Annotated in this window: 20 protein-coding genes; 14 read left to right on the top strand and 6 right to left on the bottom strand. The window is 54.2% G+C overall.

What is annotated here, in order from left to right; translation table 11 throughout:
* Positions 1–96: 96 nt before the first annotated feature.
* From truB to FEE96_RS10275, 6 genes are all read left to right on the top strand, one after another.
* Positions 97–1002: a tRNA pseudouridine(55) synthase TruB gene (truB, locus tag FEE96_RS10305; RefSeq protein ID WP_138162947.1), complete on the top strand. Its 906-nt coding sequence runs from the start codon at positions 97–99 to the stop codon at positions 1000–1002.
* Positions 1003–1085: 83 nt separating this feature from the next.
* Entirely contained in the window at positions 1086–1862 is a 777-nt protein-coding gene (locus FEE96_RS10300; protein ID WP_138162946.1) for a hypothetical protein, read from the top strand.
* A 43-nt stretch (positions 1863–1905) separates the two neighbouring features.
* Positions 1906–2412: a DUF1643 domain-containing protein gene (locus FEE96_RS10295; RefSeq protein ID WP_138162945.1), complete on the top strand. Its 507-nt coding sequence runs from the start codon at positions 1906–1908 to the stop codon at positions 2410–2412.
* A gap of 112 nt (positions 2413–2524) precedes the next feature.
* Positions 2525–3217 (top strand): calcium-binding protein, encoded by a 693-nt coding sequence (locus FEE96_RS10290; protein WP_138162944.1) that lies wholly within the window; start codon positions 2525–2527, stop codon positions 3215–3217.
* 189 nt (positions 3218–3406) lie between these two features.
* Positions 3407–3676 (top strand): 30S ribosomal protein S15, encoded by a 270-nt coding sequence (rpsO, locus tag FEE96_RS10285; RefSeq protein ID WP_138162943.1) that lies wholly within the window; start codon positions 3407–3409, stop codon positions 3674–3676.
* Between the two features lie 635 nt (positions 3677–4311).
* Entirely contained in the window at positions 4312–5517 is a 1206-nt protein-coding gene (locus tag FEE96_RS10275; protein WP_138162942.1) for a cation:proton antiporter, read from the top strand.
* Positions 5518–5572: 55 nt separating this feature from the next.
* Here the strand turns inward: FEE96_RS10275 and FEE96_RS10270 are convergent, their stop codons facing one another.
* Positions 5573–6922: a pyridoxal phosphate-dependent decarboxylase family protein gene (locus FEE96_RS10270; RefSeq protein ID WP_138162941.1), complete on the bottom strand. Its 1350-nt coding sequence runs from the start codon at positions 6920–6922 to the stop codon at positions 5573–5575.
* 62 nt (positions 6923–6984) lie between these two features.
* Between FEE96_RS10270 and FEE96_RS10265 the strand changes: the two genes are divergently transcribed.
* From FEE96_RS10265 to FEE96_RS10255, 3 genes are all read left to right on the top strand, one after another.
* Positions 6985–7314, top strand: a complete 330-nt coding sequence (locus FEE96_RS10265; protein ID WP_138162940.1) for an ArsR/SmtB family transcription factor — start codon at positions 6985–6987, stop codon at positions 7312–7314.
* Between the two features lie 183 nt (positions 7315–7497).
* Positions 7498–9621: a polyribonucleotide nucleotidyltransferase gene (pnp, locus tag FEE96_RS10260; RefSeq protein ID WP_138162939.1), complete on the top strand. Its 2124-nt coding sequence runs from the start codon at positions 7498–7500 to the stop codon at positions 9619–9621.
* A 209-nt stretch (positions 9622–9830) separates the two neighbouring features.
* Entirely contained in the window at positions 9831–10190 is a 360-nt protein-coding gene (locus FEE96_RS10255; protein WP_138162938.1) for a hypothetical protein, read from the top strand.
* 88 nt (positions 10191–10278) lie between these two features.
* Here FEE96_RS10255 and FEE96_RS23465 read toward each other — a convergent pair whose 3' ends face one another.
* Complete coding sequence (locus FEE96_RS23465) at positions 10279–10449, bottom strand: hypothetical protein (RefSeq protein WP_171021668.1); 171 nt, start codon at positions 10447–10449, stop codon at positions 10279–10281.
* A gap of 33 nt (positions 10450–10482) precedes the next feature.
* Positions 10483–11049, bottom strand: a complete 567-nt coding sequence (locus tag FEE96_RS10250) for an SH3 domain-containing protein (protein WP_138162937.1) — start codon at positions 11047–11049, stop codon at positions 10483–10485.
* A gap of 185 nt (positions 11050–11234) precedes the next feature.
* Between FEE96_RS10250 and FEE96_RS10245 the strand changes: the two genes are divergently transcribed.
* Genes FEE96_RS10245 through FEE96_RS10235 form a run of 3 tightly spaced genes read left to right on the top strand, consistent with a single transcriptional unit; the run spans position 11235 to position 12881 of the window.
* Positions 11235–11600 (top strand): PepSY domain-containing protein, encoded by a 366-nt coding sequence (locus FEE96_RS10245; RefSeq protein ID WP_138162936.1) that lies wholly within the window; start codon positions 11235–11237, stop codon positions 11598–11600.
* Between the two features lie 25 nt (positions 11601–11625).
* Positions 11626–12162: a helix-turn-helix transcriptional regulator gene (locus FEE96_RS10240; protein ID WP_138162935.1), complete on the top strand. Its 537-nt coding sequence runs from the start codon at positions 11626–11628 to the stop codon at positions 12160–12162.
* The gene (locus tag FEE96_RS10235; RefSeq protein WP_138162934.1) at positions 12159–12881 is read left to right on the top strand and encodes a glycosyltransferase family 25 protein; all 723 of its coding nucleotides are present in this window, start codon (positions 12159–12161) and stop codon (positions 12879–12881) included. Before FEE96_RS10240 ends, FEE96_RS10235 begins: the two co-directional genes overlap by 4 nt.
* Before the next feature lie 158 nt (positions 12882–13039).
* On the opposite strand, the gene FEE96_RS10230 is transcribed toward FEE96_RS10235, so the two are convergent.
* A complete protein-coding gene (locus tag FEE96_RS10230) occupies positions 13040–13690 on the bottom strand; it encodes a peroxiredoxin (protein ID WP_138162933.1) in 651 nt (216 codons plus the stop codon).
* A gap of 231 nt (positions 13691–13921) precedes the next feature.
* Here FEE96_RS10230 and FEE96_RS10225 point away from each other — a divergent pair, with 231 nt between their 5' ends.
* A complete protein-coding gene (locus FEE96_RS10225; RefSeq protein WP_138162932.1) occupies positions 13922–15361 on the top strand; it encodes an aldehyde dehydrogenase family protein in 1440 nt (479 codons plus the stop codon).
* Positions 15362–15429: 68 nt separating this feature from the next.
* Here FEE96_RS10225 and FEE96_RS10220 read toward each other — a convergent pair whose 3' ends face one another.
* On the bottom strand, positions 15430–16185 hold the full coding sequence (locus FEE96_RS10220; protein WP_138162931.1) for an SDR family oxidoreductase: 756 nt from the start codon (positions 16183–16185) through the stop codon (positions 15430–15432).
* 122 nt (positions 16186–16307) lie between these two features.
* Positions 16308–16751 (bottom strand): glyoxalase superfamily protein, encoded by a 444-nt coding sequence (locus FEE96_RS10215; protein WP_138162930.1) that lies wholly within the window; start codon positions 16749–16751, stop codon positions 16308–16310.
* 258 nt (positions 16752–17009) lie between these two features.
* On the opposite strand from FEE96_RS10215, the gene FEE96_RS10210 reads away from it, so the two are divergent.
* Positions 17010–17414: a VOC family protein gene (locus tag FEE96_RS10210; RefSeq protein WP_246079389.1), complete on the top strand. Its 405-nt coding sequence runs from the start codon at positions 17010–17012 to the stop codon at positions 17412–17414.
* Positions 17415–17440 lie beyond the last annotated feature (26 nt).

The raw sequence follows: 17440 nt of genomic DNA, 5'->3' as shown, positions 1-17440 counted from the left end.
AGCTCCTGTCAAAGCTGGGCCTGTTTTCCGAACTGGAATTGACAGACCTTCCCCCATCAGCTACCCCGCGCGCCTCACTGTAATTCGGGGAACGACATGGCACGCAAACGCAAAGGCCGCGATATTTCTGGTTGGTTGGTAGTAGACAAACCCGCTGGCATCACCTCGACCTCGGTTGTGAACAAGGTCCGCTGGGCGCTGGACGCCAAGAAAGCCGGCCATGCAGGTACCCTAGACCCCGAGGCAACCGGCGTGTTGGCTGTGGCCCTGGGTGAGGCAACCAAGACCGTTCCCTATATCACCGACGCGCTAAAGGCGTACCGCTTCACCGTTCGGCTGGGTCAAGCCACCAATACCGATGACACCGAAGGAGAGGTAATCTCAACCAGCGACGTCCGCCCGTCAGATGATGAGATCATCGCTGCCTTGCCGCAGTTTTTGGGCGACATCATGCAGGTGCCACCAAAGTTTTCAGCGGTGAAGATCGACGGTCAACGCGCCTATAAACTGGCCCGCGATGGTGAAGATGTCGAACTGGCGGCGCGCGCGCTGTGGGTCGAGGAACTGCTGTTGGTGGATCGTCCCGATGCCGACCACGTGACGCTGGAGATGACCTGCGGCAAAGGCGGCTATGTGCGCTCGATCGCCCGTGATCTAGGGGCTTCGCTGGGCTGTCACGGCCACGTACGCGAATTGCGCCGGGTCTGGTCCGGGCCGTTTGACGTTGAAAACGGGCTGACCCTGGACCGCATCGAAGAGATCGAGCGCACACCAGAGCTGGATACCTTCATCCAGCCGCTGGAAATTGGGCTGGCAGATCTGCCCGAACTGAAATGCACCCCCGAAGGTGCTGCCAAACTGCGCAATGGCAACCCCGGCATGGTTCTGGCCGCCACCGTGGAATACGGCGACGAGGCCTGGGCCTCGCTGGATGGTGAGGCCGTTGCCGTTGGCACCTACAAGGCGGGTGAATTGCACCCAAGCCGGGTGTTTGTGCGGTAAGCTATCAAAACTTGCGCCTTCACGTCAGGCGTGCTTTCAATCTATGAATGTCCGTTTAGGGCGAATGGAATTGGGAGCAAGCGGTGGAGAATTGCCAGACGTTAGCGAATTGCTATGAGTTCCAGCTGTTCAAAGTAATCGCCGAGAATTTCTCGTTATGGCCGATCGTGTTTTTGATCACCTTTCTTGCTTTACTGGTCTGGGCAATTTGGAATCCGGCGCAGTTTTCGGCCTTGTTTAATAGAGTTGAGAGCGTGAAAATCTCAGGCGTCGAAGTCAAGCTAAGCAAGCTGGAAGAGAAGTTTAAGGAAACCAATCTGCAGCTTGTAGAACTGGAAGAAGAAAACAGCCGATTGAATTCGCTTTACACAACTTTTGACCCCGATGTCCCGAAGGAAGCATTGGAAAAAGTTCGGCAGGAATTAAAGGTGTTAGCTGGCAATATGGACGACTCCTCTCCTATCCTTGACGGGCTGCGCAGCGGGGCCGATCCAGAGGATATCTTTGCGGCAGCTGAGATCCTGCGAACAAATCGGGATTTTTCGATGTTCGACCCACTCATTGCCAGTATTGATCGCATAGCGTCAGACCCAAAGCTTGAGGGCCTTAGATACCAAACGGTCTGGAGCCTGGCTTCTGCAGCACACCGGATTATTCTAGCGGCGGTAAAACACTCGGATGACCCCAAACTGACAACAGCTCAGTTAGAGACCGCACGATCCGCTTTAACTAAACTGGGGTCCAATCCACACGTCCAACTAGACCGCCCTGATAGCCCCAAACAGGGTATTCGCGGCCCCGTTGGATATGCCCTGAACTGGATTGAAATTGGGTTGGAAAAACAGTTGAAGGCGAAGTAGGTCACTGGTTGCGAACTGATCCAATTTGGACCAGAACTGCAAGATGATTACCCGCTCCCATACCAAGGGCGACGCGCCCTCAACTGCCGTGTATTCCGATTGCGAGACCTATCGCTATAGCCTGACCCGCGTCTGGAATGAGGCGGGCAAGAAGGTGATGTTCGTGATGCTGAATCCGTCCACCGCAACCGAAGTCCAGAACGACCCCACCATTGAGCGCTGTGAACGGCGGGCCAGATCGCTGGGGTTTGGCGGTTTTCGTGCCACCAATATCTTTGCCTATCGTGCCACCGACCCAAAAGACATGCGCGCCGCTGCCGATCCATCCGGTCCAGACAATGACGCTGCTATCCTGGCAGGAATGGACTGGGCCGATCAGGTGGTTTGTGGCTGGGGCACCAATGGCGAACACCTGAATCAAGGACCACGCGTAGAAGCTCTGCTACGGGCCAGTGGTCACAAACTCTACCAGTTGGGACTTAGCAAAGCAGGTCACCCAAAACACCCCCTCTACATCGCTTATAAGCAAGAACCCCAGCTCTGGATTTGATATCAACCGGATCTCAACTGTTAACCTTTGTTCCCGATTTGTTTTGCCTGATCTTCGACAAAATGCAACACTGATCCCTGTTAATGAGTCTCCATGGGTGTGGGGTGTGTAAATGATCTGGTTGGCAAGTCTCCTTGGCCTGATGGCTATGGGTGGAACCCTGTTCGTTGGCGACGACGACGTTGCAAACAACAATAGCGAAGACGACGAGCCCCGAGGCGGTGGCCAGGTGCCGTCCTCAGGGTCAGGAGAGGTGCAACCTCTGTCCAGCCTTCTTCCCTCGGATACCCCATCCGAGGAAAGTGACATTCTGTCTGGCGGTGATGGTGATGATCATCTGGCAGGTGGGCTTGGTGATGATCAGATCAACGGGTATGACGGCGACGATCTGCTAGACGGCGGTGGTGACAACGATCAGCTCTTTGGAGGTGAAGGCGTTGATACACGCGATTTCGTCAACGGTGGCGAGGGTGATGATACCCTAGTGGCCGGCGCAAACGATGTGCTGACCATGGGGGATGGTGCGGATCAAATCATCGTTGGGGATTGGATTGACGCAGACCAGTCCATCGAAATGATGGACTTCGACCCAACCGAGGACCAACTGGTTCTACTTTGGGATCTGCAGACCCAACCTGACCCGGACATCGAAGTTGAAGCAGACCCGGATAGCCCCGAATACAGCGTGGTTCGCGTTAACGGCACCGAGGTGTTGCGGGTCAATAGTACCGCTAATCTCACAGCCTCCGACATAACCTTGCTGGATCAGGACAGCAGTGACATGATCGGACTTCCTTTTAGCTGATCCATCGACGGGCCCAGACCTCTGCAGCTGGCAGAATACCTTTGCCATTTCTTCCAGAACCGCCTATATCCGCGCATCCGCCATGGATTCGCGCGTTTTTGTGCCGTGCATGGTGGGGACTACTCCATGGGCCTGTGCTGGACGACATCCCGGCCTGCGCCATTCACACAAACCTTACAGGAGACCCCGATGTCGATCACTGTTGAAGAAAAAAACCGCCTGATGAAAGAATTCGCAATCAAGGAAGGCGACACCGGTTCGCCAGAAGTCCAGGTTGCCATTCTAACCTCGCGCATCACTACCCTGACCGAACACTTCAAAACCCACAAGAAAGACAACCACGGTCGTCGTGGTCTTTTGAAGATGGTTGCTCTGCGCCGTAAGCTTCTGGATTACACCAAGTCGAAAGACGTGGCTCGCTACCAGGACCTGATCAAGCGCCTCGGCATCCGCCGCTAAGCTTTTTGATCCATCCGGATCTGGAAACGCCTGCTCCGCAAGGAGCGGGCGTTTTTTTATGCGCTAGTCCAGCACGACCAGAGATGTAGAGGCGTATCGCAGAACGTAAGGTCGTTCTTCTGGTGCACCTTTGGGAATTTCCTTGCCAAAAAAGCCACATAACAATCATAAATCATAAACCCATCTCCCAAGTCTTCCGGCCAACAATAAACAACCACGCCATATTCCGGTCCATCTTCACAGCCGTCATAACGAACGTGCGTACCCGGAGATAAAATTGCCATCACCCAACCTCCAACTCACATTTTCAAATTCAAAGCAGGAACCCTGTTTCTTTGATTCAAGGAAAGCCCAAACTGACGTCCTAAACTGCAATGTGCTGTAGAAGGCATAGATTTTGGCGGCGCACCGTTTGCTGGGATGGGGGTAAGCTGTAATTTGGGATACATTCTGAACACTAGCGACATGCCTCGTCATTCAAAAATCTGGCCCGATTGGGGTTTATCTAACTAACAAATGACCAAAACCCAAAAAGCTGTCCACTAACGGTCCATTTTATATAACAATACAACTCAGAGCAGGAGAGCACTCGGATTTCGTGCTCTGGCTCAGTAAAGTCATTGGCAGGAATAGATATGCACCTTGAACTCTCCATTCTGGCTTTGTTTGCCTTTCTCTACAGTCTCATCGCTGGACGTGTGGAGCGCGGAGCAGCCTCTGGCCCGATGTTTTTTGTCTTTGCAGGCATCCTGATGGGACCATTGGTTCTTGGCTGGTTTGACGGCAATGCCATAAGCAGCCAACTCCGGACATTTGCGGATATGACACTGGTGCTGATCCTGTTCAGCGACGCTGCCAATGTCGAAATTTCAGTGCTGAAATCAAAAATTGCCATTCCAGCCAGAATGCTACTGATCGGCCTCCCTGGCGTCATCATCCTAGGCTTTGGGCTCGCGCTTGTACTGTTTGACATGCTCAATATCTACGAGGCCGCCATCTTAGGTACCATACTGGCGGCGACTGACGCCGCTTTGGGCAAGGCAGTAGTGACCGACGAGAAAATACCAGCCTGGATCAGGACAGGTCTAAATGCGGAAAGCGGTTTAAACGATGGGCTCTGCGTGCCCTTCCTGTTCATCTTTATCGCCATGTCACTTGAGGCCATTGCCCCAACGGGAGATGCAATTCGACCACTGACAGTGGTCCTTGAAGAGATTGGCATTGGCCTGATCGTCGGTCTTGGCCTGACCTACGCCGGGTCTTTATTGCTGCGTCAGTGTTTGGCGCGGGGTTGGGTCACGGAGGTCTGGAAGCAGGTCACCGTGCCTGCACTGGCACTCGCCTGCTTTTCACTGGCACAGCTATGGCACGGCAGCGGCTACATCGCAGCCTTTACCGGAGGCTTGCTATTTGGGCACCTTCTTGATGACACCAAGCATAAATTTGTACTCGCAGCCGAGGGCGTCGGTGAAGCCCTGGCCATGCTGACCTGGCTCTTGTTTGGCAGTTCTGTTGTTGCTGGCGTCATTGGTTTGGTAAGCTGGCAGGTGGTGGTCTATGCCTTGCTCAGCCTCACCGTTGTCAGGGTGGTCCCGATCTTCCTCTCGCTTACCGGGACAGAAGCAACAGTAAAAGACCGCCTGTTTCTGGGCTGGTTTGGCCCGCGCGGCTTGGCCAGCATCGTCTTTGCAGTGATCGTGCTGGATAGTGGCTTGCCCGGTGGGGAATTAATCTCACTGGTGGTTGTCATCACTGTGTTCTTAAGCCTCATCGCACATGGATTTACCGCAAAGCCAATGACCAATTGGCTGGTAAAGCAAAAACCCGGCAACGAAGGGTAAGCCAGAGTTCGAACATCTCGGGCTTACCCTCCACGGCTTATGGCTCCGGTTTGATCTATCCGCTGGGGCCAATACGCTGCATCAGGGCAATCAACCGATCAACATGCTCGTCCTTAGTTCGGAATGACGACAGGCTGATGCGAAATGCAGGGCGATCCTGCCAGACACTGCCGCCAAACCATGATGTACCGCTGTCCTGAACCTGCTGAAGAATGGAACGAGTGGCCGCATCATCTTTACCTCGTACCAAAACTTGGTTCAGTACAACGCGGTTCAGCACCTCAAACCCTGCTTCGGATAATGCCGAAGCAATGCGCTGTGCCTGCAGGTGGTGGGTTTCGACCATCTGTGCCACACCATTTCGGCCCAACGTCCGAAGTGCCGCCCAGATTGGAATGCCCCGCGCGCGGCGCGAGAATTCCAGCGTTAGATTCTTTTGTGCATCTGCCGAAGCACTGGAGTAAGCCGCATCGCTGTTCATCACCCGTGCCAGAGCCTGCGGATCACGACAAATGGCCATCGCGCCATCATACGGCGTGTTCAACCATTTATGACCATCGGTCGTCCAGCTGTCGGCCCCGTCAATTCCATTGGTTAGGCTGCGTATATTTGGCGCCGCTCGTGCCCACAGGCCAAAGGCCCCATCCACATGGACCCAGGCACCTGCTGCTTTGGCTCGTGGAATGATTTCGTCAAAATGATCGAACTCTCCGGTATTCACCTCACCCGCTTGCAGGATCAAGATTGTCTGCGCGTCCATCTCAGGCAGTTGGTCCGGCAAGATCCGCCCCTGCCCGTCCACAGGCGCCTTCTGCACGCGGGCCCAGCCAAACCCAAGTATCTGTAAGGCCTTGCGCACAGTGACATGGGTCGACGCGGGAACAACCACTTTGATCTCCGGCGCGCCCATCAGCCCGTCGTTCACCACGCCCCACCCCAAGCGGTCCAACAAAGCCGCCCGTGCGGCTGCCAAACAGCTTAGACCGCAGGCTGTCGCCGAGGTACCAAAGGCAACAGCACTTTCCCGCGGAAGATCCAGAATATCCAACAACCAGCGCCCAGCCTGTTTTTCCAAGACATCAGCTACAGGGCTGCCATCTTCGGTTGACGCGCATTGATCCCATGCCAAGGCAAGCCGTTCTGCAGCGGATGCTGATGGCAAGCTTGCGCCAATGACAAAGCCAAAGTAGTTCGGTCCATTAGAGGCGACCGTAGCTGGTGAACCCAACGTATCCATCATGGAAATTGTTTCGCTCCCAGGTCTGCCGCTATCAGACAATTCCTCACGAAAGCCCTGCAAAGCTGCCCGCTCTGCATCACCTGGAACCACTCGTCGGTCTTCGATGCCCGCAACATAGGCCTGCGCCCGCTGGTCCGCATCCTGTAGCAACTCAAGCTCATTCATGGCATTCTCCCTGAGATCAACCGATTCTATATCGAGAAAAACCTATATAGGCATCCATCTATATGAACAAGCCGTTGCTAGAAATGTTACCTGCCCTACGTGCACTGGCTACCCCCCAGCGCACCAAGATCATGGATTGGCTGTTGGACCCCCGCGCCCACTTCCCCCCCCAGATCGATGGAGATCTGGTTAACGACGGCGTCTGTGTCGGGGCTATCACGGATAAAACTGGCCTGTCCCAACCAACAGTAACATCCCATATGAAAACGCTGGAAGCCGCCGGTTTGGTGACCTCCCAAAAGATCAAAAATTGGGTTTTCTACAAAGCAGACCCCAGCGCATTGGCCGATTTGGGCAAGGCTTTTGGATCGGCGGCAAACCGTCAAAATTGACCCTCTGCAAGGGCATCGTCGTATTGAACCTTTCTTTTTGCCCAAAAACCCTATAACGCGAGGAAATCTGGAATGGGGCATCCGAGACCCGAGCCCCAGACACGAAGGATAGGGTCGCGAGCAAGGGCTCGCATTTTTCCGGCCAAAGGGGATACGCCCCTGCAGCCTACGTAGGAAACGTTGATGTTTAACGTAACAAAGAAATCGATCCAGTGGGGCGAAGAGACGCTGACACTGGAAACCGGCAAAGTTGCCCGTCAGGCTGACGGCTCGGTTATCGCCACTCTGGGCGAAACCTCAGTCATGGCCAACGTCACTTTTGCCCGCAAGCAAAAACCCGGCCAGGACTTCTTTCCCCTGACCGTGCACTACCAAGAAAAATACTATGCTGCCGGTAAAGTACCGGGTGGCTTCTTCAAGCGTGAGGCCCGCCCCACCGAGAAAGAAACACTGACTGCACGTCTGATCGACCGTCCGATCCGTCCGCTGTTCGTTCCTGGCTTCAAAAACGAAGTTCTGGTGATGTGCACCGTGCTGTCCCACGATCTGGTCAACGACCCAGACATGGTTGCGATGATTGCTGCTTCGGCTGCTCTGACCATCTCTGGTGCGCCGTTCATGGGCCCAATCGCCAGCTGCCGCGTTGGCTTTGAAGATGGCGATTATGTTCTGAACCCAACCGTTGACGACATGCAGGACCTGCGCCTGAACCCTGAACAGCGTCTGGATCTGGTTGTTGCCGGTACCAAAGACGCCGTGATGATGGTTGAGTCGGAAGCATACGAACTGACCGAAGCAGAAATGCTGGGTGCGGTGAACTTTGCTCACGAGCAGATCCAGCCGGTTATCGACCTGATCATTGATCTGGCCGAAGATTGCGCCAAAGAGCCGTTCGACTTTGCAGCACCTGACTACTCAGAGCTGTTCGAAGCTGTTAAGGCCGCTGGCGATGCTGACATGCGCGCTGCATTTGCGATCAGCGACAAGCAAGAGCGCACTTCCGCTGTTGCCGCTGCACGTGACACCATCAAGGCTGCCCTGACCGAAGAGCAACTGGACGACGCGAACCTTGGTTCCGCTCTGAAAAAGCTTGAAGCTGGCATCCTGCGCGGTGACGTTGTTAAAACTGGTGTTCGTATCGACGGTCGTAAGACTGACGAGATCCGCCCAATCGTTTCGGAAACTGGCCTGCTGCCACGGACCCACGGTTCGGCACTGTTCACCCGTGGCGAAACTCAGGGTCTGGTTGTGACCACTCTGGGTACCGGAGACGACGAGCAGTTCATCGACGCGCTGCACGGCAACTTCAAATCGAACTTCCTGCTGCACTATAACTTCCCTCCCTACTCGGTTGGTGAAGTTGGTCGCGTTGGTGGCCCAGGTCGTCGTGAAATCGGTCACGGTAAACTGGCATGGCGCGCGCTTCAGGCTGTTCTGCCTGCTTCGACTGATTTCCCATACACCATTCGCTTGGTGTCCGAGATCACCGAATCGAACGGCTCAAGCTCGATGGCTTCTGTCTGCGGCGGCTCGCTGTCGATGATGGACGCCGGTGTACCTCTGAAAGCACCAGTTGCTGGCGTTGCGATGGGTCTGATCCTGGAAGAAGACGGTTCCTACGCGATCCTGTCCGACATCCTGGGTGACGAAGACCACCTCGGCGACATGGACTTCAAAGTGGCCGGTACCGAAAAAGGTATCACCTCGCTGCAGATGGACATCAAGATTGCAGGCATCACACCTGAAATCATGGAAAAAGCCCTGGAGCAGGCCAAAGCTGGCCGTGTCCACATCCTGGGTGAGATGGCAAACGCACTGACCGAAGCTTCTGACTTCTCGGTTCACGCACCGCGCATCGAAACCATGCAGATCCCCACCGACAAGATCCGTGAAGTTATCGGTTCCGGTGGTAAGGTTATCCGTGAAATCGTTGAAGTGTCCGGCGCTAAGGTCGACATCAACGACGAAGGCATCATCAAGATTGCTTCGCCAAACGGTGAATCAATCAAGAAGGCCTACGACATGATCTATTCGATCGTGGCCGAGCCTGAAGAAGGTGCCATCTACACTGGTAAAGTTGTCAAAATCGTCGACTTCGGCGCATTTGTGAACTTCTTTGGCAAGCGCGATGGTCTGGTACACGTTTCCCAGATCGAAAACCGCCGCCTGAACCATCCGTCAGATGTTCTGAAAGAAGGCCAGGAAGTCAAAGTCAAACTGCTGGGCTTCGACGATCGTGGCAAGGTTCGCCTGTCGATGAAGATCGTAGACCAGGCAACTGGCGAAGAGATCAAACCAGAAGAGTAAGCCAACCCGGGTTTACACTGTTGAGATTATCGAAGGCTCCGCTGGCAACAGCGGGGCTTTTTTCGTTAAGAATTCCGTCGACTTTCCAGCCAACACAAGCGCCGTAAGTGAGACATGGAAGGACAGACCTTTAGCTACTTGAGACTTCAGTTCTGTATTGCCAAAGAGACAGCCAACCGGTTTTGTTTAGCAAAATAGGAGACCAATTAGTGGGTGTTCAATTTCAGCCTACCTGGGAAAAACTTGTCGAATGCCAAGTTTCGCATTTTCGGCAGGGCGTTACTTTTAAATTCAAATCAACTCATAGCGCTGGGGATTTTTATAAGTACGCCTTAGGTGTAAAGCTAGAGCTGAAAAATGACCTTTCCTTCGTGACCATGGACGGTCGAACTTGGGTGTATGGGCGGTGCACTCTGCCCGAAGAGGCGCGGCACGAGGGGCTTAAACTAACTCTCTCTAGAAAGTGGATAACTAATAACTTCATGCACATCGCTGAACCGGACGACATCGAAGATGTTTGGGTGGTGGAAGACGCACAAGGACTTCTCATGAGTTGGGACAAAGAATAGATCCTCTGGTGAAGTAAGGATTTAGCTGCACGATTTCCAAATCAGAAAATCAATTCTGTATTTGGGGTTCCGCCCTATAGTCTGCGCGTCAACAGCCACAATCCGGGCTAGCTGTTACACCGGCATCCACCACGGTCCCATCCTGATCCACGATCACCGGCATACAGGCACAGGCCCGCAGCGAATTCACATAGAACACCGTACCAGCCGCCGCCCCTGTTAGTGCAATCGCTATGGCAAACATCCATTTCACACTCATTCTTCGATCCTTCTAATGCGCGGTCACTTCAACTTAAAACTGCAAATACTGTTTTCGCGTCCAACCCGTTTTGTCACCCCACACAACCGCACACCACTCCTGACCACCCGCACCCGCGACACAATCCAACACCGATACTCTTGCAGTTGGTGAGATAGCTGCCGCAGGTGTAGCCCTCTCATCGGCTTTGGAATACAACATCAAGAACCTGTCGACAGGCACTCCGGTGACCTCAGCCCACTGCAACGGGTGAGGTCGATCACCTTCACGTAAAAAGACAGTCCGAGCATAGCCCCGCAGGCAGCCCCAGGTCACCTGACACCATAGATTGTGGAGGCGTCGCTTGCATTTCCCCTTTACCACTCCGGTGGCCGAACTCGGAAGAACAGCCGTGACAATCGCATTCATCCGGGGCCGTGAATGCAATGTCAGTCCAACCTCCGGCGGAACCCCATCCACAAACAACGCCCCATCCAGCGCAGCGCAGCTGGCATAAGCTTCCTTTGGCAAAGGAGGCGTCAGCTCAACAGGCGGCGCCTGTTCAGCCACGCTGGCACCAGCGGACAAATAAAGGATCAATCCTAAAACGATGTTTTTCATGTTTCTGCTTCAATACCGCTGAAATCTGTTCTCAATCTCTGGTGCCTTGAAGCAATAACGGTTCGTACCACCAGACAGCGCATAAACCTTAGTCCAATCCCCCCCAAAACCAACCAAAAACCAATCGTTTCGCCCTCGCCCCCTCCCCACCTCATCATCACCGAAACCCAAATTGGAGATGAAAAATGGAAAACCTCAAAACACTTACACTGGCTGCTCTGATCGTTGGCGCCCCTGCTCTGGCCGTGGCCAATATCTCAGTTGGGGATACAATTGGAACCACCGAGGCCGAAATCCGGGCTGCGATCGAAGCACAGGGCTATACTGTGCAGGAAATTGAAATCGAAGATGGTGAAATCGAGGTTGAAGTCCGAATGGATGGCGTAGAAACTGAGCTGGAGCTTGATGAAACAAGCGGCATGGTCACCGAAGTAGAGGTCGAAGACGACCACGGTGAGGATGAAGACGACGATGACGACGAATCCGAAGATGACGCCTCTGCAAACGAGAGCGATGACGCGGAAGATGAGTCTGACGACGACGACGATTGATACCGGTCAGCACAGAGGGAGCCAAATGCAGAACAATACGCAACTCTGGCTCTGGCTCTGGCTTCTTTTGGTGGTGCAGGCTCTCTGCGCCACCTTCTTTATGTTTGATGCCGCCTCTGACCTACTCGGCCGCGAGGACGCCGCAAGTTTTCGTCACTACAATAGCTTTGAACTGCTGCTGGCACTGGCCTTGATTGGCAGTTTGTTGGCAACCGTCCTCCAGATCCGCGCACTCGCGCATCGGCAACGGCGACTGCGGCGCCAGCTTGACGTAGCATCTGATGCCTTTGCCGAACTAATCGAACAGCAATTCTCGGACTGGCAGCTTAGCAGCGCGGAACGCGACGTTGCCTTACTGGCGATCAAAGGACTGCCAGTTGCCGATATCGCTGCCCTGCGCCAAACCAAAGAGGGCACGGTCAAAGCCCAATGTGCCGCTGTCTACCGCAAGGCTGGCGTTTCAGGTCGGTTACAATTGCTCAGCTACTTCATCGAGGAACTGTTGGCTGAACCACTGCTGTCAAATGAAGCACAGCCCGCGCACAACAACGAGTCATCATGAAAATCAAACCTTTTGTCATCCACCTCGCCCGAGCAACACAGCGACGTGCGCAAGTAGAGCAATTATTGCAGCGGTTGGGGCCAGACAGTGAAATCATCGACGCCGTTGACGGCGCGGCCCTGTCTCAGGATCAGCTGACACTGGCTTATCAGCCCAATCAGGTCGCTCCCCGCTATCCCTTTGCATTGCGTCCCGGCGAGATTGGCTGCTTTCTCAGCCATCGCAACGCCTGGACTTCCCTGTTGGACAGCGACGCTGATGCGGCTCTGATATTGGAAGATGATGTAGAACTAAACGATGATTTCGACGCGGCGCTTTCGCTCGCGGCGCAGCATTTAACGAAAACCGGGTATATCCAACTGCAGACCCGCACATGCGAAGGTGAAGAACTAGACCATCAGGACAGCTATGCCCTGATCCTCCCAAGGATCACGCCTCTACGCACCTCAGGGCAACTGGTCAGCCGGTCAGCCGCCGAACGTCTGCTCACAGCGACCGCTCCCTTTGACCGGCCAGTTGATACCTTTCTACAAATGCACTGGCATACAAATATCCATATTGCTGTGATCACTCCCGCCTGCCTGACAGATCGCACAGCCGAAACCGGCGGAAGCACAATTGGATCGCAGAAACCGCTATTGGAAAAAATTCAGCGTGAGTGGAAGCGTGCGCGGTACCGGAACAAGGTAAAACACCACTCTAACCGCAATATCAGGTAAGGGACTTTTGCTTTCACCCCGGCCTGTATCTTTCCAGCTTGGTCAGAAGAAAAGGATCCCGTTCTTCATCTAGCCTAAAACATCCTCGGAGGTGAATGTGCCACAGCACCTGGGCTGTGGCACAGAGGAGGCAGACAGCCTCCTCCTTTTCTGCTTCTTTACTGTGGGGCTTTGGTCTTCCGCAGATAGGGGAAGATGGTTTCAAACTCACCAAATTTCGCCTTGGCATCCTCATTGGACACTGCTGGCGGGATGATCACGTCTTCACCTGGAACCCAGTTTGCAGGTGTCGCAACACCTTTACCCGACATCTGCAACCCATCCAGCGCGCGCAGGATTTCGGCAAAGTTACGACCAACCGTCATCGGATAAGTCATCGACAACTTCAGCTGCTTGTCCGGGCCGATGATGAACACCGAACGCACGGTCGCGCTATGGGCCGGGGTACGCCCGTCGGGCATATAGGCTTCAGCTGGCAACATATCGAATGCTTTAGACACCGCCAGACCATCATCCGCAATAATTGGGAAACCAGCAGCAGCACCGCCATAACTTTCGATGTCAGTTTTCCACTTTTTGTGGTCCTCAACACCGTCAACTGATACCCCAATCACCTTGGTATTGCGGGCGGCCCATTCATCCGCCAGCTGGGCCACCGCGGAAAATTCAGTGGTACACACAGGGGTGAAGTCTTTGGGATGCGAAAACAGGATTGCCCAGCTATCGCCAATCCAGTCGTGGAACGAAACGGTCCCTTGGTCTGTTTCAGCGGTGAAATTCGGAACTACATCGTTGATGCGTAAGCCCATGGCACTTTCCTCTCATATCAAAATACAGATCTTATGAACGTCTAAATAGTCACTCATGACCATCGTTGCACCCCTTCTAACGAGGTGCCAGTCGAAAACAGCGTCAGGCGACGATCCTTGATTTGATCAAATTTATTTTTGATCTCTTGCCGCCAGTGAGCCGGAGTGACAGAGTAGCGCCAAATACCCGACCGCATGGTCGGTTACATAATCCGTCGTGGGAGAAATGACATGATCGAAAAACGTGACTTTTACATCAACGGGCATTGGGTGGCTCCATCGCAGGCAAATGATTTTGCGGTGATCGACCCCTCAACCGAGGCACCCTGCGCAGTGATTTCACTGGGCTCCGAAGCTGACACCAATACTGCTGTCGCAGCCGCAAAATCCGCCCTGCCGGGGTGGATGGCGACACCAGTGGCCGAGCGGATCGCATTGGTTGAAAAACTGGTCGAAGCTTACAAAACCCGTGGCGAAGATCTCGCCCAGGCGATGTCGTCTGAAATGGGTGCTCCCATCGACATGGCCCGCAGCCAACAGGTTGGGGCAGGTATTTATCATCTGCAAAATTTCATCCGCGCCGCCAAGAAATTCGAATTTGAAAAACCTCTCGGATCTCATGCGCCCAATGACATGATCATTCACGAAGCTGTTGGTGTTGCAGCCTTGATCACGCCTTGGAACTGGCCGATGAACCAGATCACGCTCAAGGTTGGTGCTGCGGCGATTGCTGGCTGCACCATGGTGTTGAAACCCTCCGAACAAAGCCCGCTGAATGCAATGATCTTTGCCGAAATGATGGACAAAGCCGGTTTTCCAGCTGGTGTATTCAACTTGGTCAACGGTGATGGCGTCGGCGTTGGCTCCACCCTGTCCTCACACCCGGATGTCGATATGGTGTCCTTCACCGGTTCGACCCGTGCTGGTACAGCAATTTCCAAATCTGCGGCTGATACTCTGAAAAAGGTACATTTAGAACTGGGCGGCAAAGGCGCAAACGTCATTTTTGACGATGCCGATGAAAAGGCCGTGAAACGCGGTGTGCTGCATATGATGAACAACACCGGCCAAAGCTGCAACGCGCCCAGCCGGATGCTGGTCCAACGTGGTGTCTATGACGCAGCCGTTGCAACGGCTGCCGAAGTTGCCGCCAAGGTCAGCGTCGGCCCTGCTTCCGAGGAAGGCCGCCATATCGGACCTGTCGTAAACGAACTGCAATGGGGGAAAATCCAAAGCCTGATCCAACAGGGTATCGATGAAGGTGCCAAGCTCGTCGCCGGTGGTACAGGCCGTCCCGAAGGACTGGAGAAAGGGTTTTACGTCAAGCCCACCGTATTTGCGGACGTGAACAATCAGATGGTTGTCGCGCGTGAGGAAATCTTTGGACCGGTCTTAGCGATCATCCCGTTCGACACCGAAGAAGAAGCCGTGGCAATCGCCAATGACACCCCCTATGGCCTGACCAACTATGTACAAACACAGGATACTGCCCGTGCTAATCGCATGGCCCGTGGCTTGCGTTCGGGTATGGTTGAGATGAATGGCCAGTCCCGTGGCGCTGGCGCGCCCTTTGGCGGCATGAAGCAATCCGGCAATGGCCGTGAAGGCGGCAGCTTTGGCATCGAAGATTTTCTGGAAGTCAAAGCCGTTGGAGGCTGGGCGGCCGAGTAAGCCCCCACCCCACATCCAATTTGCAGAAAGCCGCCTCTTCAGGCGGCTTTCTTGAATTACGTGACCCGTCAAACCAGCCGAACCGAGACACCGCCATCCGCCAGTACCGGGCCACCTGTGATGAAACCGGCCCGATCCGACAGCAGGAACATCGCCATTTGGGCAATTTCCTTAGGCTCGGCCATACGTTTCAAGGCATGTAGGCCAGATATGAACGCATGTGTATCGGCATCATCTCCGGCCATCGCTGTCAGCGTCCCACCCGGCAACAGGGTATTGACCCGCACTCCGTCCCCACCATGATCCGCTGCCAATGATTGCGCCAACCCAATCAATCCAGCCTTTGAGGCAGCATAAGCCCCCATGCCCGGCATGCCGCCGTTTGAATAGCCCACGAACGACGAGGTAAACAGCATCGCGCCACCACCGCGTTTCACCAAGGCTGGCATCTGTGCCTTCGCTGCGTAAAAGGCACTGCTCAGGTTGGTTTCAATGACAGAGTTCCATGTACCAACTGACATATCTGCCACTGGCCCCATGTCCCCCATGATCCCTGCGTTATTGAACGCCCCGTCCAATCCGCCATAGCTTTCGGTCGCCAGATCCACCAATGCCTGAGCATAGCCAGCATCCGAAACATCCCCGGCCAGTGCCACAGCAGACCCATTGCTTTGGGTAATCTGCCCAGCCACTTGCTCCAACTCTTTCAAACGGCGTGCGCCTAAAACAACTTTGGCACCCTCAACTGCAAATAGCATCGCCGCAGCAGCACCAATGCCACTGCTCGCCCCGGTGATAATTATGACTTTGTTTTCCAATTCCATTTTGGATTCTCCATGTGTTGATCACAGAGACACAAAATCGATCAGCGATACACCAGGCGACCCGTTTCATGCGGTCCTGGTTTTAGCTCCAGAACAAGGCGCAAGAAACGGGTCGGTTAAGGTCAAGTTGCGGACAGGGGTTCAACAATCAGTTGCGGAACCCCATCCGATGTTTTCTGCACAGAACGACCATCCCAACCAATTCGTCCAGAAACGCGTTGGCGAAGTGCCGAGAAGCTATCAAATTTCACCACATCCACAGGATCATCAAAGTGCAGGGTTATGCACCGGATCTCCCCGTCACCAAGGACCGAAAGACCACGAATGGTCGCAACGTATTTCTGCCCCAGATAGCGACCCTGTACTCGGTCCCCGATTCGCAGGTGCAGTTTGTTGCCGGCCTTAGCCGCCATCGTGTTCCAGTCGCGCATACCGTGCTGCTGGGCCAGTAGCTCCAGCGACTTACTATGCGTAATCTCGTGACCACTGTCGTTTAGTTGTTTGCGCAGGCGTTTTGCCTGCGTTTTCAGCTCACTTAACGGAGCCAGGTTTTGGGTATTCATCATCTTTGCCTCGTCCAATATCAACGGGCGCGTAAACTCTGACGGGGCTCACATTGCCATCAAACGCACCAATATTGGGCGGAAGATGTAGATCAAGTGGGTTTCACCATAGCCAATTGGCCGTGAGCGGCAGGGACCCAAACCTGGGCGCTGACTACGGTACATCGCGCCATCGGTCAAGATAGATCGATTTCCCGCTTGACCTGAAGCCAGGTTGAGCTTGCAGACTAGCTCCAGAAACCGTGTTTCAGGAGCCTAACAATGTCAGCCCCCGACGATAGCCACCCAATTGGCCAACATATTAGCGGCCTCTATGAAACCCATATCCCCGTTCGTGATCTTGAACAGTCCGTGATGTTCTACCGGGACATTCTCGGTCTTCAATTGGCGCGCTGCATTCCAGAACGAAACGTTGCCTTCTTTCGGGTCGGGAATCGCAACCAATCCATGCTTGGTCTTTGGGGCAGCGGATCAGCCCCCATGGGCATGCGGCTTCACTATGCGTTCCGGTCAGACCTCAACGGTGTTTTGTCCCTTCCTGAAAAACTAAGACAGGCCGGACAACAACCCTTGGGTTTCAATGGTGAACCCGTTGACGAACCGGTTGTGATTGGATGGATGCCCGCCGCTTCGATCTATCTGAAGGACCCGGATGAGCACTCTTGAAGTCCTTTCGATACTTGATGAGACGC

It is taken from the genome of Parasedimentitalea maritima (assembly GCF_005771405.1).
Classification (GTDB): Bacteria; Pseudomonadota; Alphaproteobacteria; order Rhodobacterales; family Rhodobacteraceae; genus Parasedimentitalea; species Parasedimentitalea maritima.
This window is presented reverse-complemented; position numbering and strand designations above follow the sequence as displayed.

What these genes read in the sequence shown, in the direction of transcription:
- truB (WP_138162947.1), top strand. Translation starts at nt 97, where the DNA reads ATGGCACGCAAACGCAAAGGCCGCGATATTTCTGGTTGGTTGGTAGTA.
- FEE96_RS10295 (WP_138162945.1), top strand. Translation starts at nt 1,906, where the DNA reads ATGATTACCCGCTCCCATACCAAGGGCGACGCGCCCTCAACTGCCGTG.
- FEE96_RS10290 (WP_138162944.1), top strand. Translation starts at nt 2,525, where the DNA reads ATGATCTGGTTGGCAAGTCTCCTTGGCCTGATGGCTATGGGTGGAACC.
- rpsO (WP_138162943.1), top strand. Translation starts at nt 3,407, where the DNA reads ATGTCGATCACTGTTGAAGAAAAAAACCGCCTGATGAAAGAATTCGCA.
- FEE96_RS10275 (WP_138162942.1), top strand. Translation starts at nt 4,312, where the DNA reads ATGCACCTTGAACTCTCCATTCTGGCTTTGTTTGCCTTTCTCTACAGT.
- FEE96_RS10270 (WP_138162941.1), bottom strand. Translation starts at nt 6,922, where the DNA reads ATGAATGAGCTTGAGTTGCTACAGGATGCGGACCAGCGGGCGCAGGCC.
- FEE96_RS10265 (WP_138162940.1), top strand. Translation starts at nt 6,985, where the DNA reads ATGAACAAGCCGTTGCTAGAAATGTTACCTGCCCTACGTGCACTGGCT.
- pnp (WP_138162939.1), top strand. Translation starts at nt 7,498, where the DNA reads ATGTTTAACGTAACAAAGAAATCGATCCAGTGGGGCGAAGAGACGCTG.
- FEE96_RS23465 (WP_171021668.1), bottom strand. Translation starts at nt 10,449, where the DNA reads ATGAGTGTGAAATGGATGTTTGCCATAGCGATTGCACTAACAGGGGCG.
- FEE96_RS10250 (WP_138162937.1), bottom strand. Translation starts at nt 11,049, where the DNA reads ATGAAAAACATCGTTTTAGGATTGATCCTTTATTTGTCCGCTGGTGCC.
- FEE96_RS10245 (WP_138162936.1), top strand. Translation starts at nt 11,235, where the DNA reads ATGGAAAACCTCAAAACACTTACACTGGCTGCTCTGATCGTTGGCGCC.
- FEE96_RS10240 (WP_138162935.1), top strand. Translation starts at nt 11,626, where the DNA reads ATGCAGAACAATACGCAACTCTGGCTCTGGCTCTGGCTTCTTTTGGTG.
- FEE96_RS10235 (WP_138162934.1), top strand. Translation starts at nt 12,159, where the DNA reads ATGAAAATCAAACCTTTTGTCATCCACCTCGCCCGAGCAACACAGCGA.
- FEE96_RS10230 (WP_138162933.1), bottom strand. Translation starts at nt 13,690, where the DNA reads ATGGGCTTACGCATCAACGATGTAGTTCCGAATTTCACCGCTGAAACA.
- FEE96_RS10225 (WP_138162932.1), top strand. Translation starts at nt 13,922, where the DNA reads ATGATCGAAAAACGTGACTTTTACATCAACGGGCATTGGGTGGCTCCA.
- FEE96_RS10220 (WP_138162931.1), bottom strand. Translation starts at nt 16,185, where the DNA reads ATGGAATTGGAAAACAAAGTCATAATTATCACCGGGGCGAGCAGTGGC.
- FEE96_RS10215 (WP_138162930.1), bottom strand. Translation starts at nt 16,751, where the DNA reads ATGATGAATACCCAAAACCTGGCTCCGTTAAGTGAGCTGAAAACGCAG.
- FEE96_RS10210 (WP_246079389.1), top strand. Translation starts at nt 17,010, where the DNA reads ATGTCAGCCCCCGACGATAGCCACCCAATTGGCCAACATATTAGCGGC.